General features: G+C 42.5%; 9 protein-coding genes. All 9 read right to left on the bottom strand.

Annotation, left to right across the window (positions count from 1 at the left end):
- Window positions 1–162 precede the first annotated feature (162 nt).
- Window positions 163–1,224, bottom strand: a complete 1,062-nt coding sequence (locus DXB63_RS03050) for a hypothetical protein (RefSeq protein WP_122124906.1) — start codon at window positions 1,222–1,224, stop codon at window positions 163–165.
- 13 nt (window positions 1,225–1,237) lie between these two features.
- Entirely contained in the window at window positions 1,238–3,199 is a 1,962-nt protein-coding gene (locus DXB63_RS03045) for a DUF3826 domain-containing protein (protein WP_122124905.1), read from the bottom strand.
- A gap of 10 nt (window positions 3,200–3,209) precedes the next feature.
- Window positions 3,210–4,547, bottom strand: coding sequence for a glycoside hydrolase family 28 protein (locus DXB63_RS03040; RefSeq protein WP_122124992.1), 1,338 nt, complete (start codon window positions 4,545–4,547; stop codon window positions 3,210–3,212).
- Between the two features lie 2 nt (window positions 4,548–4,549).
- A complete protein-coding gene (locus tag DXB63_RS03035; RefSeq protein ID WP_122124904.1) occupies window positions 4,550–7,318 on the bottom strand; it encodes a glycoside hydrolase family 78 protein in 2,769 nt (922 codons plus the stop codon).
- Between the two features lie 12 nt (window positions 7,319–7,330).
- A complete protein-coding gene (locus tag DXB63_RS03030; RefSeq protein WP_122124903.1) occupies window positions 7,331–10,645 on the bottom strand; it encodes a glycosyl hydrolase family 65 protein in 3,315 nt (1,104 codons plus the stop codon).
- Between the two features lie 8 nt (window positions 10,646–10,653).
- Window positions 10,654–11,580: a glycoside hydrolase family 43 protein gene (locus DXB63_RS03025; RefSeq protein WP_122124991.1), complete on the bottom strand. Its 927-nt coding sequence runs from the start codon at window positions 11,578–11,580 to the stop codon at window positions 10,654–10,656.
- Window positions 11,581–11,804: 224 nt separating this feature from the next.
- Window positions 11,805–13,574 (bottom strand): pectate lyase, encoded by a 1,770-nt coding sequence (locus tag DXB63_RS03020; RefSeq protein ID WP_122348076.1) that lies wholly within the window; start codon window positions 13,572–13,574, stop codon window positions 11,805–11,807.
- A 184-nt stretch (window positions 13,575–13,758) separates the two neighbouring features.
- On the bottom strand, window positions 13,759–14,418 hold the full coding sequence (locus DXB63_RS03015; RefSeq protein WP_122124901.1) for a DUF3826 domain-containing protein: 660 nt from the start codon (window positions 14,416–14,418) through the stop codon (window positions 13,759–13,761).
- Between the two features lie 31 nt (window positions 14,419–14,449).
- Complete coding sequence (locus DXB63_RS03010; protein WP_122124900.1) at window positions 14,450–16,189, bottom strand: thrombospondin type 3 repeat-containing protein; 1,740 nt, start codon at window positions 16,187–16,189, stop codon at window positions 14,450–14,452.
- Window positions 16,190–16,222: the final 33 nt, after the last annotated feature.

Genomic DNA, 16,222 nt, shown 5'->3' with positions numbered 1-16,222 from the left:
TATATAAATTATAGAAACGATACCGGAGAAGCAAACAACGCATAAGGGAGCGTGATTAGTTTCACAAAATATGAAACTTTTGTTTCATAATATATGGAACTTTTGTTTCATATATTGTGGAACTAATCATTCATCAGGGAGAAGATAAAGGGATGGTAGGAACTATTCTATTTTCTTCCTGCACTGTTCGGCAATTTCAAAGATAGCCGCTACTTTCTCGTCCCCTACTTCCGCATCCATATTGATGCAGCAAAGTCCTGTTAAGTTAAGATTACCTGATTGCCCTACCCGTTCTTCTATGATTTGCTTTAGTTCATCATAGCTGTAACCGTTCAGTTCAACGGGATTCAGACGGATATTCAGGAAAGTTTTCGGAAGTGCCTCGCGTAGTGCTTTTACATCGCCACCCCAACCCAGATCCAAGAAATCCAGATGAGGTACTTTGGCAAAATTGGCTGCATGGCGGTGAGGGTCTGTACCGCAATAATGAATTCCATACGGACGATAGCGTTCACTCCACACCACATCAATCGGCAATAGGAAGGTTTCATAATCCTCTGTCGAGATCATGGTGTGCGAACATTCGGAGTGGATATAAACCGATTTGTCAAGCAAGCGAGCCAAACGGTTCACTGAGATAGAAGACGAGCCTGTCTCACGCTGAATATAACTGAAGAAACGCTCTACAACTCTGCCGATAGCATTAAAATAGGCTCTGGTTTTCTCCGGTTCCATCACCATGTCCATCAATACCATCTCGCCTTTCAGGTCGATAGCCAGATTCAATACACCACCCCAGTTAATATCTCCGCATACGTAACCGTATTTGCCTTTCAGCGATTCAACCAACTTCTGCAATTTACGGAAAGGTTCGCTTCGGAAAGGTTTTTCTTCATCTAACTCCCAGCCCTCTATATGCGGACAAATTACCTGCGGAGCCGAATCGGCAGTATATTCGACGGAACATCCCAACATCTCCGACAAGATATATCCCGCAGCCAGATGAACCGCCCCTACTTGAGGAAGTTCCTTATCATAATCGGCTCCCAAGCCATATTGTCCGAAACGTTCATGTAACTCAATCTCCATACGCCGTTCATCTTCCACCCGACGGAGAGGATGATAGAAGAAATCTTCATCAAAAACAATACCCGTATGCTTATTCCACCAAGAAGGATGGAAGACTATATCTACCGGAAGTTGTTGTGTACTTAACTTTTCCATTATACTTATCTGCTTATTTCTTTGCCGCTTTCTCCGCCTTACGCTTGTTCACATAGTCACGGAATAACTGCCGCCAGTCTCTTCCGTTACTATTCAGGTATTGTTCGCACTGTGTCTTATAGATTTCAAAAACGGCAGAGATCTGCTTCATGCTCTTGTAATCGACAGCCTGCTCACGCGCCTTCTTCAAAAGAGAAACAATATGTTCTTCCTCTTCCTTTGTCAAATCCGGCACGATAGCCTGATAACCTTTCAGTGTGAAAGCTACTTTCCCAACCGTATATTTGTCCAAAATCGTTTCTACCTGTTCTTCCGTAAGTGCTCTGCGCAGTCCATCCATCAGTTTCTTATGTACATCTCCGGGCATAGCGGAATCCGCAATCATCTGACGGTCTAACTGGCTGAGCGGTTTCCCCGTAGACGGATTCATGCCTTCCGGCACGGTGGTATAAGGATGTTGATTGTGCCAGTCACGAACCTGGCGAAGATGGTTATAAATAACAGTCGTCACATATCCCGCTTTCTTATCGTCATTCAAATCGAGAGAAGCAACCCAGTCCGACGCTTTCTTCTCCAAAGCCAAATCAGACTTCAATTCCGCAAAGACATCCCTGTCGAAGTAAGCCGCCACCTTATCAAACGAACGGATTGCACTCTCGGGAAGTAACTCTCCTTTCTCACCAAAACTATACATGGCACTTTCCGGCTCGATGGTTACTTTGCTTTCATCCAGCATCTTTTTATCCAGAGAAAAAGCAGTGATAAAGAAGCTGTACACCGCATTGCGCTTGTTCGGACCAAAATCATGCTTCTCTTTGGGAAGATGCACATTGGTCACTTTGTCCGAAGCATCATAAAAGCCATAGACACGGCGAAGATAAGGATATTCCAACGTTGGGACACTGCTGGTCCAGTCTCCCCCGTCCGAAACGATTAATTGGGGAAGCGGAGCAAACATTGCCGCCAACTCTGCATTACAAGTACCTCCACAGGCCAGTTGGATAGGCATCCCGCTTTCACACGGACAACCGCCATCAAAATGAGAAGCCAGACTTACCACCGGAGCAGAAGCCGTAAACCGTTCATCCAACGCTGTAAGCAGTACCGTATGCGTACCACCTCCCGAACCTCCGTTCGCACCGATTCTGGTCACATCAATATCCTTACGGTTGGCAAGCATATAGTCCAACACAGACAGACCGTTCATTGCCTGAATCACGTGCGCAGCACTGGAACGGTGAGCAGCAGAACCTACCTGCAAGGCAGACTCTCCCCAACCAAACAAGTCATAATCCACACAGACAGCTCCCATACGAGCCAGTGTGCCCATACGTTGTTGCTGGTCTTCCCGATAGCGTCCACCTCCGAAATGACCGTTCGGACAAATAATCAAGGCATGTTTCCCTTTAGAACGGGGTGTATAGATAGAACCGCAAACATACAAACCCGGCAAAGTTTCCAAAGCAAAGTTCTGAACAGTATAACCGTTATATTTACGTATTTTGGAAAGTATCGGTTTGGGATTGTCTACCCGTTTCTTCATCAACGAATCAATACCCAGCCGCATACGCACTTCCTTACGCAAACACGCTTTACGTTCTTCCCATGAAGCCTTATCCGTATATAATGTATTCAAATAAGCAATCAGTTTCTCTCCGTCCGTTTCCGTACGACGGGGATATTCATAAGCTTTCAACTTATACAGATTGCCCGACTGCTTCACAAACTTATAATCAAACGGAGCAAGCACATTGGTCAGCGACTCTTCCACCGAATAAGGACGAATACGAAAGTCGGCATAAGGCAACACTTTGCCCACTGTATCTATATCATACTTCAAACGAATATTAAAGCGGGTCTGAATATCTGCCAACACTTCATTTAAAGGACGTGCAAAGCGGTCCTCATAGGTCAACGTCTGTGCGTTGGCAGACAGACTCGCCATCGCCAACATCATATAAAGAATCTTTTTCATCTATATCGTCTTATAACTTTATTTCTTCTCCATTGACTATCACGTCCGTCATACGGATGCGTTCGCAGTTTTCAAACACACATTTCTCACGGGCATTCTTTACATTAATATCCCGCAATGTAATATCTGTAATCGGGGCCTCTTCCAGACCTACTATTTTAATCGGAGTTTTCACATCTATTGCCGTCAGACCAGAAATATAAATATCACGAAAGACCGGAGTGCGCTCGCTCTTTTCTTCTGCGGGCATCTTGCTGTACTTCAGGTTAAGCACCACAGCTTCCCGCCCTATATTACTCATAACCACATTGCTGACACGAATATCCTCTACGACACCCCCTCTTCCACGAGTAGACTTTACACGTATTCCGCGATCCGTTCCGTCAAATACACAATTACTGATAGTCACCTTACGCACGCTCCCGCTCATTTCACTGCCAATCACAACCCCTCCGTGTCCGGAAAGCATGGTACAGTTGGTAATCGTAATATTCTCACAAGGAACATTCAAACGACGCGCCTGAGCATCCCTGCCTGATTTTATGGTGATACAATCATCGCCTACCGAGATGTGGCAATTACTGATATGAACATCCTTACATGATTCCGGATTGATGCCATCCGTATTCGGAGAGGGTACATTATGAATCGTGATTCCATCCACCGTCACATTCTGACAGAATTCGGGGTTCACCGTCCAGAAAGGAGAATTAACAATCTTAACCCCCTCTATGCGCACGTTCTTACAACGGATAGGTTGAATAAAAGGAGGACGGAAGAAACGACGCTGCAAGGTGGTATGCCAATCTTCATTCGTTTCGGCAGCAAGAGCTTCCACATCATTGGCTTTGTCCCACATCGGCTGATACTTGTTCAAGTCACGTACACCATTCTTGGGCAAGTCCACGAATATACGGAAAAACTCTGTCCACCATGCCTTGCCCTGTCCGTCCAACGTACCTTCCCCTTTAATCGTTATATTCTCTGCATCCACCGCATAAATCAACGGAGAGAAACTTTTCATGACTACACCTTCATGGCGTACTTCCACAAAAGGAAGATAATCATCAAAGTTATCGGAAAACAGTAAAGTAGCTCCGGCTTCCAGCTCCAGCGTTATATTACTCTTCATGTGAATAGCCCCCGTCAGATAAGTCCCTGCCGGGAAGAAAAGAGTTCCTCCCCCCGCACTGTTCAAGCGATCAATTGTTTTATTTATCAGGTTTGTGTTCAACGATTTGCCGTTTGCCTTTGCTCCCGCTTTCTGCATGTCCACACGCTCTGCACGAACCATTAAGAAAGCACAAACACACGCAATGAATAAAATAATCGTCCGTTGCTTCGTCATAATCATATTTTCTTTTTAAATGAATAAGTACCGCTCTTTACTTCTTTCGCTTCCCGGTCACCGGGCAGATAAACCTTTGCCGAGCAATTGACCGGTATCGTTACATTCAGAGTAAACATACCGTCACGATGTGTCCAGTCAACGGCAATAGTCCCATATAGTGACTCATAAGAAGCCTTTACTGCTTCCAAATCTCCCACAGCCTGCGGACGAATCTCCAATTCCCGGAAACCGGTTTTACCGGAAGCATGCTGAATTCCTGCCAAAGATACAAAAAACCATTCATCTATTTGTCCCATCATAAAATGATTCCATGAAGAGCCTTGACGAGGGTCCCACTGTTCCGTCAAAGTGGTAGCTCCAAACTTTAGTTGAAATCCATATCCGGGCGCATCTTCGTGATTGTGCATGGTATACATCAAATCATTCAGCCCGTTACGAGCCAAAGTCTGGAAAAGATAACGGTTGCCTACGTCTCCCGTAGTCAGACGATTGCCATGAGCTTTAATATCTTTCACCAGATTGTCCAATACGGAAGAACGATATTCGGGCAATACCATGTCAAGGAACAACGGCAGTGCATTGCTGCATTGGCTACCTGTACCGTATTGGCAAGTCTCTTTGTTAAAGAACTCCTTGTTAAACGCCTCTTTCACTTCCTGAGCCAACCGGGTATAAAAATCCCTGTCATAGTTGTTCCCTATCATGTCCGCAGCTTTAGCTACATAACATATATCCATATAATAGTGCGCTGTTGCCACCAATGGGACGGGTGTATTGCGAGAGAAGCCCGCACGAAAATCTCCATAATCATACCAATCACCCAAACCATGAGAGACAATATGACGGTTGGCACGTGAAGAAAGATAATCCACATAAGCACGCATATTCCGATAGTAATTCCGGATTAAGGAGTCATCCCCGTAATAATCATAATACATAAACGGAAGAATCACCATAGAACTTCCCCACTCCGGAGAATCGGCAAAGACATCCAATCCCGGACCTTCAAAAACCACATATTGCGGTGCGGTAGTAGGTACCAATCCGTCAGGATGCTGCGCATCCGCCATATCCTTAACTATTTTCGGAACCAGTGCCGTCAGGTCATAATTATAAAACAAACCGGGACCATTCAAATGAAGTTGTTCCAACCAGCCCAGTTTTTCACGGTGCGGACAGTCTGTAAAAACCGACTGCATATTGCTTCGTACTGCCTTTCCTATCAGTCTGTGGGCTGCATTAAATATCTTATTAGACGTTTCAAATGTTGAAACGCTACCGGCAGAATTATAGATAAAACAAGACTTAATATCTTTTAGTACAGGCAACTTATCCGGATTCTTTTGTCCCTTCAACACAGCACCCTCCACCTGAATGTACCGGAAACCATAATAAGAGAAACGGGGATGCCAAGTCTCCTCTCCATTACCTTTCAACGTATATTCATAATAATGCTGACGCCCCGTCTGACGTTGGTTTGCAGCACCCTCATCCGTCAATGCCTCCGCAACCAATAGCGTCACCTTCTGCCCTCTCTTACCACGAACCGTTATTTCCGGGAATCCCGCCAGATTTTGCCCCATATCCAACACAAAAGCAGAAGGGGCTACCGTGCGCTTTGTCGACACACAAGCCGCTTTCACTTCTTCCGGTGTTAATTTATGAACGGACTTTATGCCATAACGTTCCATGATCTTTACCGAAGGCGCCTGCTGCGGACATAACTCCCCCTTAGGTACACGTTGCACTACTACCGGACGCCATGCCGTATCATCAAATCCCGGCATATTCCATCCTTTTTGTTCCAAACGCGCGTCATAGTCTTCACCGCCATAGATACAGTTAAAAGTAATCGGACTTAAAGAATATTTCCAATCAGCTCCGGAAAGAACTTCTTTCTGTGTCCCATCCGTGTATTTCATAATCAGTTTAAAAAACAACGTCGGTGCTCCGAAACTAATCTGTAACTTGCGGTAACGCCCTCCCTGAACATTATAAAAGCCATTACCCAAAAGAATCCCGATGGCATTTCCACCTTGATTCAACAAAGAAGTCACATCATATACATTATAATAGACAGTTTTCTCATAGTCACTCCATAATGGTGTGAACTCACCATCGCCTACTTTCTTCCCATTCAAAGAAAATTCATAATGGCCTAATCCACAAACATAAGCAACAGCTTCTTCCAACTGTTTTTCCGCAATAAAATCTTTCCGTAAACAGATACTCTTTTTTGCTAATGTATCTACTGCCGCCCACAGTGCTTTCACTTCCGGCTTCTTCAGTTCCGTACCGTGAAACTTACGTCCGTAAGGCAATTTGGCATCTTCATGGGAGATTGCTCCAATCCATTCCGCATCAAGACAAGAAGTATCGGGAGCCAAACGAAAGATTCCCTCATTGCTCCATTCCGATGGTTTATTCCGTTCATCCCACACTTTCACACGCCAAAGATACTTAGCTCCGGACTGCAATTTCCCACCTTTATAAGAAACCAACTGACTTTGGGAAGAAGCGACTTTTCCGCTTTCCCACACAGTAACTCGTTGCCCGTTTTGCAGTTTATATACTTCCACCTCATAAGCAGATTGCATAGCACCATTCTCGCTTGCTTTCATCTGCCATCCGAAACGCGGTTGTCCGGAAACAACGGCAAGCGGATCAACCATCATCTCGCAAGTTACCTTTGTTACTTCCAGAGCATTGACAATACCCATAGAAGTAACTAAAAATAACCCTAACAATATAATATACCTTCTATTCATTCAAACTTCAAATTATAACGGACAAATCAATCTGCCTAATGTATCCAAATGCCCGGCTTTCTTCCCGTCGACCAATACACTCAATCCTTTTCCCTGATGATAGCGACTGCCATCTTTATCCCATATAATGGTAAGATTATGCCCATGATACAATATATTATCCAGACAGAACCAATCCCATTTTCCTTCCGGAATCAACGGATTCACTTCAACCATGTCATCTATTCTGGGACGCAAACCTACCAAGCCTGTTATTATCAAATCATTAAATGTGGAATGATTATAATAGCGACTGCGTTCCTGGTCTCCTTTCAACCAATACCCCGTCACCTCATCCAGATACTCACCGATATAAGGACGTCCGCGATGATATTGGGACTCGACATACAATTCCATCTGACGGAAATATACACTATCGGAGAGTACGGACTGCGGATAGTTATTCATAAAGTTTGCCATACCAGTCAATGTCTGTGCCGAAGCAAAAGGCCAGATAGCACCGTCCCACTCACATTTTCCGACCCCATGCGTACGAAATTCCGGATGACGACGTTCGGCAGTAGTCAATCCGTAAGGAGCGGAGAAACCACCCTCATCAACAATCTGCTTCCATGCAACATCAAATTTCCCACCGGCAGGCAGATTAAAATACCAAGGGATATACCCTATTGCTTCCCGTACATTCGCTGAAGAATCCTTGCGCATTGTTTCAAAGAAGTCATGACGCGTGTTCCACAGCTTATCCTGTACCAACTGTTTTAAAGTATCGGCCTTTAGCCCGTAAGTCATAGCCATCCCTTCATTCCCTGTCAGAATTCCGATAGTTGAAAGTGCTTTTGCATTACCATACATATAGCTGTTAATGGTAGGACGTGCATACTTTTTCTTGCGTCCCCCGCTTATGGACTCTTCCATTCCATCCTGTACATCACCCTGCCAATACAAGCCATTCGATAACCGGTGTGTACTTTCCCAGCGCTTATATTCGGCATCCAAATCCGGTATCATATCCACTAAAAAAGCCTTATCTCCATTCACCAGGTAACGGTTAAAAACAGCATCGGCATTCCATGAACTGAACTTTTCCATTTTCTTCATCGGACCACCCTCGTTGCCACGATACCAAGTGTGGATAATCTGATTCAGATAATCTTGATTGCGTAACCAGCGACTTTCATAAATGTGGTGACCGATGGCACAAGCTATCAGGTTATATTTATCTGCATAAGAACGATTCACCAGAAATTCCGTCATGCCGTAACCGACAGGAGTATTCTTAATATGCTTACGTAAACTCCACCAGCGGAAGTAATACATTTCTTCAAAATTCTTTTGAGGACATTCAAACAATGGGATATTCTCCTTCATCCATGCTGAGGCTTCGGAATTGGGAATAGCCTGTACTATATTCTCATCCTCCATCGTATTGAAATAATCTGCATAGTGACTGAAATTATCATACTTCAAAATGGCGGCGGAAGCATCCTTATCTGTTGATTTTGTCTGGACATTTGCAATCCGGTAAATACTTAAAGGCTCTTGCCCACCTGCATCAGGCAAATCATAAGTTTGGTCGGCGGGAGTCTCCGGTGTCGGAAAATCACGCACGTTTCCCGTACGGAACACGACGCGTTCGATAGAATGAACAGGCGCATACAACATGCGGAGTCCCACTTTCTTACCATCTACAAAAATCTGTATATTTCTATCCTCCGTAGATATTACCGCCTCTACATGGTACACCTTTCCCGGTTCATACTTCATCAAGTTAGTAAAACGAGCCCCACCTTTGGCACGGAATACACCATCATTTGTCAATTCAAGACGAGAGCAGGCGACTCCGTTTTCATCGACAAATTCAATTTGGAACGTTCCTTTATCATTTTGTTCCACCATCATATCGAACGATACGGTAAGAAGACGCGATGCCGAAATTTTCCTTTCTACTTTTGCATAGTCAAAAGGATCTTTATCCTGCAAAGTCAGCCACGTTTTACCGTCTTTCTTCTCTAAAGAAACAGGAGCCCAAACAGGTGAATAGATATTCCAGTCCGTCAACTCCGATAACCGGCTATAAGCGTTAAAATCATCATTTGCTTGTTCGCTCGCATTTATTTTTACAGGAACAGGAATACGGGAAACCCACATATCCTCTTTATTCATACTGTATGTTATCCACATATCTCCATCTTCCGGAACTCCATTACCCTCCTGAATACCACGTACATATTGAGGACCATAAGACTTATAGTTTCCACCATAACGCATTGGAGTAATTTCACCGTTTACCAGATTCAATGTCGTATATTCCAGCCCATCCTTACTTAACGAGATAGCCAACGGCCAACGGAATTCCGAAGGATTATACACCGTAGCATAAGTACCGTCACTCAAGCGTTGTCCCCAAATCTTTGCATTACTATTTACAAAACCTTTCGCCCGAAGTACCGGTTCCGCCCACGTGTTACCGCCATCCTCACTAATAGATGTCAAAGCATGCTTCCATAAGCTGGCGATACGTCCGTCAGGAAGGGTATAGCAATTAAAAGCTTTATATCTTTTCTTTAACGGAAGGATTGGATCTTCCCTGTCGGCTTCCTCCACCCATTGCATACGATACAAGGGATTATCCAAAATCTCCTGACAAGCCTTCACGAACTCTTTATCCTTACTTTTTTTGAAATAAGGATAGTCCGTATTCTTCTCATTAAAGCCATGATTATAGTAAATAAAATAAATAGGACCGTATGTTCCGTCCTTCTTGATTTCACGAACGACACGACCGATACCATTTCCATCATTGGGATCATCTTTCTTATCCAAAGCAACCCCATAATTCGCCATCGTAATCAAACGCCCCGATTTGGAGACATAGAATCCTACACGCTGATGCATGATAGCGATCAGATCTTTTGCTTTTACACCGGGACGACTCTCTTTGGAATAACCGTCCGGCACTTTATACGGAGGGAAAATAATAACCGGATTTGTCCAATTATATCCATCTTTGGAAGTCATCAGAAAAGTCTGGGAGGGAGGCACATGTTCATCGGAAACATCGGACAAATATTGCAAATAGAATTGTCCGTTCCAATAAGCCAGCATCGGCTGATGATTATAGGTCCACCCATCGCCATTGGAGGCATCCGGATATTCCCTGTTAGCCCGCACCACCTGTATGTTATGTACACCGACTACGGGAGATAATTGTCCGTCATGATAAGCAGGATTGGAAAGTTCCGTTCCTGTGTAGTGAATTCTATCTTGTGCATGAACAGCCCCCAAAGGCATCAAAGCCGTAAGAAGCAATATAGCAAGTTTGGTCATTCTTTTAATTATTTATTTTGATTCCTAATCAGATTTGCAACAACAAAAGCCGGTGCTTTAAAGATTGTGCCATGCTTATGTCCTTCCGGCATACTTATGTTATCCGTTTCATCCGTGAAACTTATAAAATCTTTCGTCTTCATTGCTCCAAATTTCTTCTCACGATAAGCATCATAATAAATATAATATTCATCCCCGACTTTGGCAACCGTAGGACCTTCACAGAACTCAGGAGTAAAAGCCTCCGATGTTGGTCCGAAAGGTCCGGTAGGAGATTCTCCGAAAGCTACTTTTATATCACGGCAATTACGGGTATTGTCTTTCACCACCAACACATAATCTTTAACCGCACGTTTCACCAATACGGCATCGATAGAGCTATATCCGGGATCATAATAAAGTTTCGTATCGGATATGGTATTAAAATCTTTTGTCGTAATATAATACAGACGATGGTTATTATACTCATCCTCTATACCTTTCTCAAATTTAAACGGTACACACGATGCCCATATTACTATAAACTCATCTTTTTCATCATCATAAAACAATTCAGGTGCCCAAACATTAACAGCCGTACTGTCATGTTCCATAACGGGAATAAACTTTTCTTCCGACCAATGAATCAAATCCTTTGAGTTGGCATAACCAAAACCTTGATCTCCTTTCCAACTGGAAGTCCAAACCAAATGATACGTTCCATCCGCAGAACGCACAATAGAAGGATCACGCATTATTTTCTGCGTACCTACCTCAGGCTTTAGCCATGTTCCGGCAATACTATCCCAATGTATACCATCTTTGCTATAAATAAAGCGAAGCCCTTCATCAGCCGGTTCATGAAAAGAAGTGGATACATAAAACTCCTTTTCTGTCTGGCAGGAGAACAGTAATACCATGCAAACTCCCACTAATAATTTCCCTATTCCTATCATTTGAAGAAGTAATATTATATTTTTTATTCTAAATCTTATAGAGAGACGGAAATAGATACAAAATGTACCCATCAACATAAAAGAAAACGGTTTCGAAAGATTACAACTTTCGAAACCGTCATTAACTAACCTAATAACTAAACAAACCTATTACTTTTATAATAAAGACGGGAAAATCCGGGCTATGTACTCATCAATGCCATCACTTTGTATTTTAACAAGAATTATTTCTGAAACTTCACTGCGCTACGATATCCTTCCGTATCAACAACCCATAATATATAAGTTCCATCAAAAAGCCGGGAAAGATTTACATGATGGTAATTACCTGATAATTTCTCCATTATGCAGCACCTGCCTTGCATATCAAAAATATGTAGACCAACCAAAGGTCGCTCACTATTCAATATCAAAACATTATCTTTTATCTCATATTCAAAATTCATCGGATGAGATTCTTTTATGGAAGTCGGCTCTGATAATTCGCCTTCTATATTCTCTCCCATCAGAGAACAAAGATAAACTTCCAAAGCCGTATAACCTTCCGGAGTAACATAATTGCGATCTTCTGAATTATTCGGATCCAATCCTTTTAATATTTCCCATTCATCCGGCATGCCATCACCATCCGTATCATAATTTCCTCCACGTGGTGTATAAGATGGATAATCAATATAACCAATTCCACCCTCTACGTTAGTAGGATCATCAATGATACCCAATCCTGCACCTTTAACACCCCCAAACGTAGCAGTTCCATCTTTCGTTTCACGAATAATGCGGCGTTCTATAGAATCTCTGTTCACACAACCAACTTTAGCTAGAACCGTTTGAAATGCTTTTTCCGCACTTTCTATGTTATCATGCATCGTATATGCTTTCCAATCAAATTTATATTTACGGAAGAAATTAACCGGTTGAATAAAAGTATCCACTCTCATTTCCGATATTGTATAATAGTCAGTATTATCAATTGTAACCCCTTTCCAGTTATCTTTCGTCAATTCATCGCTACCTTCCATTACATTACCCGCAAAATACCATTTGGGAATATCAATCGTTTTCCCCATACTCGGCGCATCTACCGTTTGGTTAAAGAAGTTCCATTTCTTTTTATCGGGTTTATAAATCAAAGTTGCAGGACCGGGTTTATAATAATTCCCCACAAAATTTGTTTCACTTTGATGATATTTGGTATTGGAAACATTAATCTCTCCTCCATGAGCCGCATTGATATAGTTATAGTTTACATTGTTTATATATTCCACATACGCCACATAGTCTGTGCTCTGCGCACCACTAAAACGTGGAGTACGGGCATTGTTATGTGCAAGTAAACAATGATGCATAGTGGCTTGGGATCCTCCGAAACAGATTCCATAGCCACGATCTCCTTTGTGATGTCCGGCCCTAAAAAGCCCTTCATGGACAATACAATGCTGCAATGTTATAAAATGCGAGTCACTGGTGGTAGACATTTCTTCACCCGACCATCCCAATGAACAGTGGTCAATAATAACATTCGCTATATTTTCGGCTCCTAAAGTTTGATCTCCTACCGCTGATCCGGTTTCATCCGTACCAATACCACAACGAAAACGCATATTACGAATAATCATATTCTCGGAAAAGCCTAACAACACTTTATGTCCGCTTATACAGATCCCTTCTCCTGGGGCTGTTTGCCCGGCAATAGTTACTCCCGCTGTACGCCGTATTGATAATATTTTTTTCAATCGAATATGTCCGCTTACATTAAAAACTATTGTTATCGGCTCATTCGGATATTGATTTACAGCCCACCGTAAACTTCCAGGAGAGGTATTTAATGTGTCATCTTCCAATGTAGTAACTGTTACCACTTTACCGCCACGACCTCCCGTTGCGAACTTTCCAAAACCTTCCGCCGTAGGAAAAGCAGGTATATTTTGTATAGCTGTGGGGTAATCAAAATCCTGAGAAAAAGCACCCAGGCAATAAAGGTATATAAACATACACCCGAATAATTTAGACAATGCAAAAGTTTTCATAAATACAATCTAAAAGTTAATCTTCTATAAAGAGGACGGCATAAAAATAAATATGTACTCACAAAAAACAGCAGATCGAATATCCCAATCTGCTGTTCTCTAAATATATTTAATCAAATAATCAAGTTAAAAAAGACTTTCCTGAATTTTACAATGTGCCTCCTCTGGCTTTAACGCGTTTTGCCCATTCCTCCCTTTCTTTCGTCAAATCATATCCTCTTTTGGAAAGGTAGTTATTAATACGTCCTTTATACTTGCCAAATGCCTCATGTTTCTTTTTGGAGTTTTCTGCATCCATCGCAAACTCGCGGGCTTCAACCAACCAAGCATATATCTGTGCCTTTTCTTCTTCTTTGAGGGTAGGAATCATATCAAGCGTAGCTTCATAAGTCACTTTAACAACTCCATACGTCATTCCGTCTTTTACCGCCTCAACCTGCTTATCCGTAATCCATAAAGAAAGATCCGCCGGAAAAGCAAAATGTGAACGATAAAGAGCAGCATCGGCAGCATCACGGGCAGACTTTATCGCATTCTCTTTTGCCTCACCCTGAAGTGTTTCTTTCGCTGTTTTTATGAAAGCATCCCTTTTCTCATAGATATCATTCAATTCAAAATAACGGTTAGCAATAATCTTTGTTACCTCATTGCATACATTCCGGTCGGTAACACCTAATTTCTCAACAATCTTCTCCGAACGCTGCACGATTGCGTTTACGTATTCAGGATTTCTGTTTAAAGAATCCAGCTCCACAGCTTCAACTGAAAAGACAGACAGTATGGTTACCCATACTGTCAATCCTATCATTTTAATAAATCGATTATCCATCATCTTTCTATCACATTAATTTACCTTTTTCAGCCAACGTATCATAATTGTTCTTCAAATCAGTCCAATCAATCTTGTTCTTAGTGCTGATTCCATTGATATATTTCTCAATATTCGTATATCCGTCACCGGTACAATCTTTGTTCGCATCACTCGGATCATTCGGGTTCAAACCATTTGCAATCTCCCATTCATCCGGCATACCGTCATTATCCGAATCCACATACGGGGTTCCTTTATATTCCGGATAACCGCCCATCTGACGAATATCAGTTATGATACCTTGTTTATAAGAATCCTTCGGTAAACGACGATATTTAAAATATCCGTCTTCATCTTGTGATTTTGGAGCCAATCCCCACTTATTGCCATAAGCATCTTTCGGAAGTTTCTTTTCATAATAAGGTTGTCCTGTTTTAACCTCTTCGATAACACGTTCGTCTACAATATCACGACAAGGAATAGTTGCCCCTGCATACTTCAAGACATAATCATACGCATCATTTGCCGACATTATATTAATATAAGGCATAACAAACGGCTCATTGGTACGCATATACTCAGTATATCCGTCTGTATTCGGCTGTTCTTCAATTTGAATACCGCCATTCCAATTATCCTTAGTTATTTCCGGATAGCCTTCCATGATGTTACCATCCGCAAATACACGACCATAAACTTTATGATCCAGTTTGCTACGACCTGATTCCGGTTTCAAGATACGATGTCCTACGTTTGTATCTTTCGGAGTAGCAGGTCCCGGCTTGTAGTAATTGTTAATCATATTGAACATAGCTGTATAGTCACCACCATCCGAAGAACGGTGTACCCAGTTAAACACGACATTATTTACAAAGTTGAAAATACCGTTCCAACCGATAGAGGGATTACGTCCTGCATTACTTGCCCATAAGTTACGCATGAAAGCACAGTTCTCTCCACCTAATGTACTACCAAAGGCATGATTGTAAGTATCCAGAGCTTTCGCAGAAATTGTATTCTGAATGGTTACATTTACAGTCGGGTATTTCTCCGATCTTGTCTCATATTGTCCTTCACTCGGATCATACATATGACGATAGAAAGAAATATTCTCATCCAATCCCCATGAACAAGAACAATGGTCTATCATGATATTTCCAATCGGGTTACCACCAAAAGAGTCATCACGGTGATAAACATTGGTTTCACCTCTACGGAAACGCATATGACGAACGACTACATCATGTGTATCCACCCAAAAAGATTCCCCCGCAATACAAACACCATCACCCGGTGCAGTCTGTCCTGCAATCGTAACATAAGGAGCACGAACGATAATCGGAGATTTCAAGCGTATAATACCTGAAACATTAAACACGATAATACGCGCACCACCTGTCTCACAAGCCTCACGGAATGAGCCCGGACCACGATCATTCAGATTAGTAACAGTTATCACCTTTCCGCCACGACCTCCGAAGCTATACATACCGCCACCTTCAGCACCAGGGAAAGACGGAATTTTAGCTTGAGGCAGATCATAAGGACGCGAAGCCCATGGAATATACGGACGTCCCTCTCTGGCCTCTTTCTCAACAATGGGTAATGCTTTTGCCCAAGCTTCATCCGAGAGGCGACGTTCTTCCGTTATCATCTTTGTATAAGCATCTTTAGCCTCCTGTGTTAGCTGGGGATACTGCGCATAAACGACAGATGTAGTTCCCATCATTATCGCCAAACAAATACTACTGACTGTTTTCTTTTTCATTATAAAAAATTATTTAAGTTCATCACTATACCT

Origin of the sequence: Bacteroides sp. OM05-12 (assembly GCF_003438995.1) — a bacterium.
GTDB lineage: Bacteria > Bacteroidota > Bacteroidia > Bacteroidales > Bacteroidaceae > Bacteroides.
Note: the sequence above shows the minus strand (reverse complement) of the source record. Positions and strands in the feature narration are given on the sequence as shown.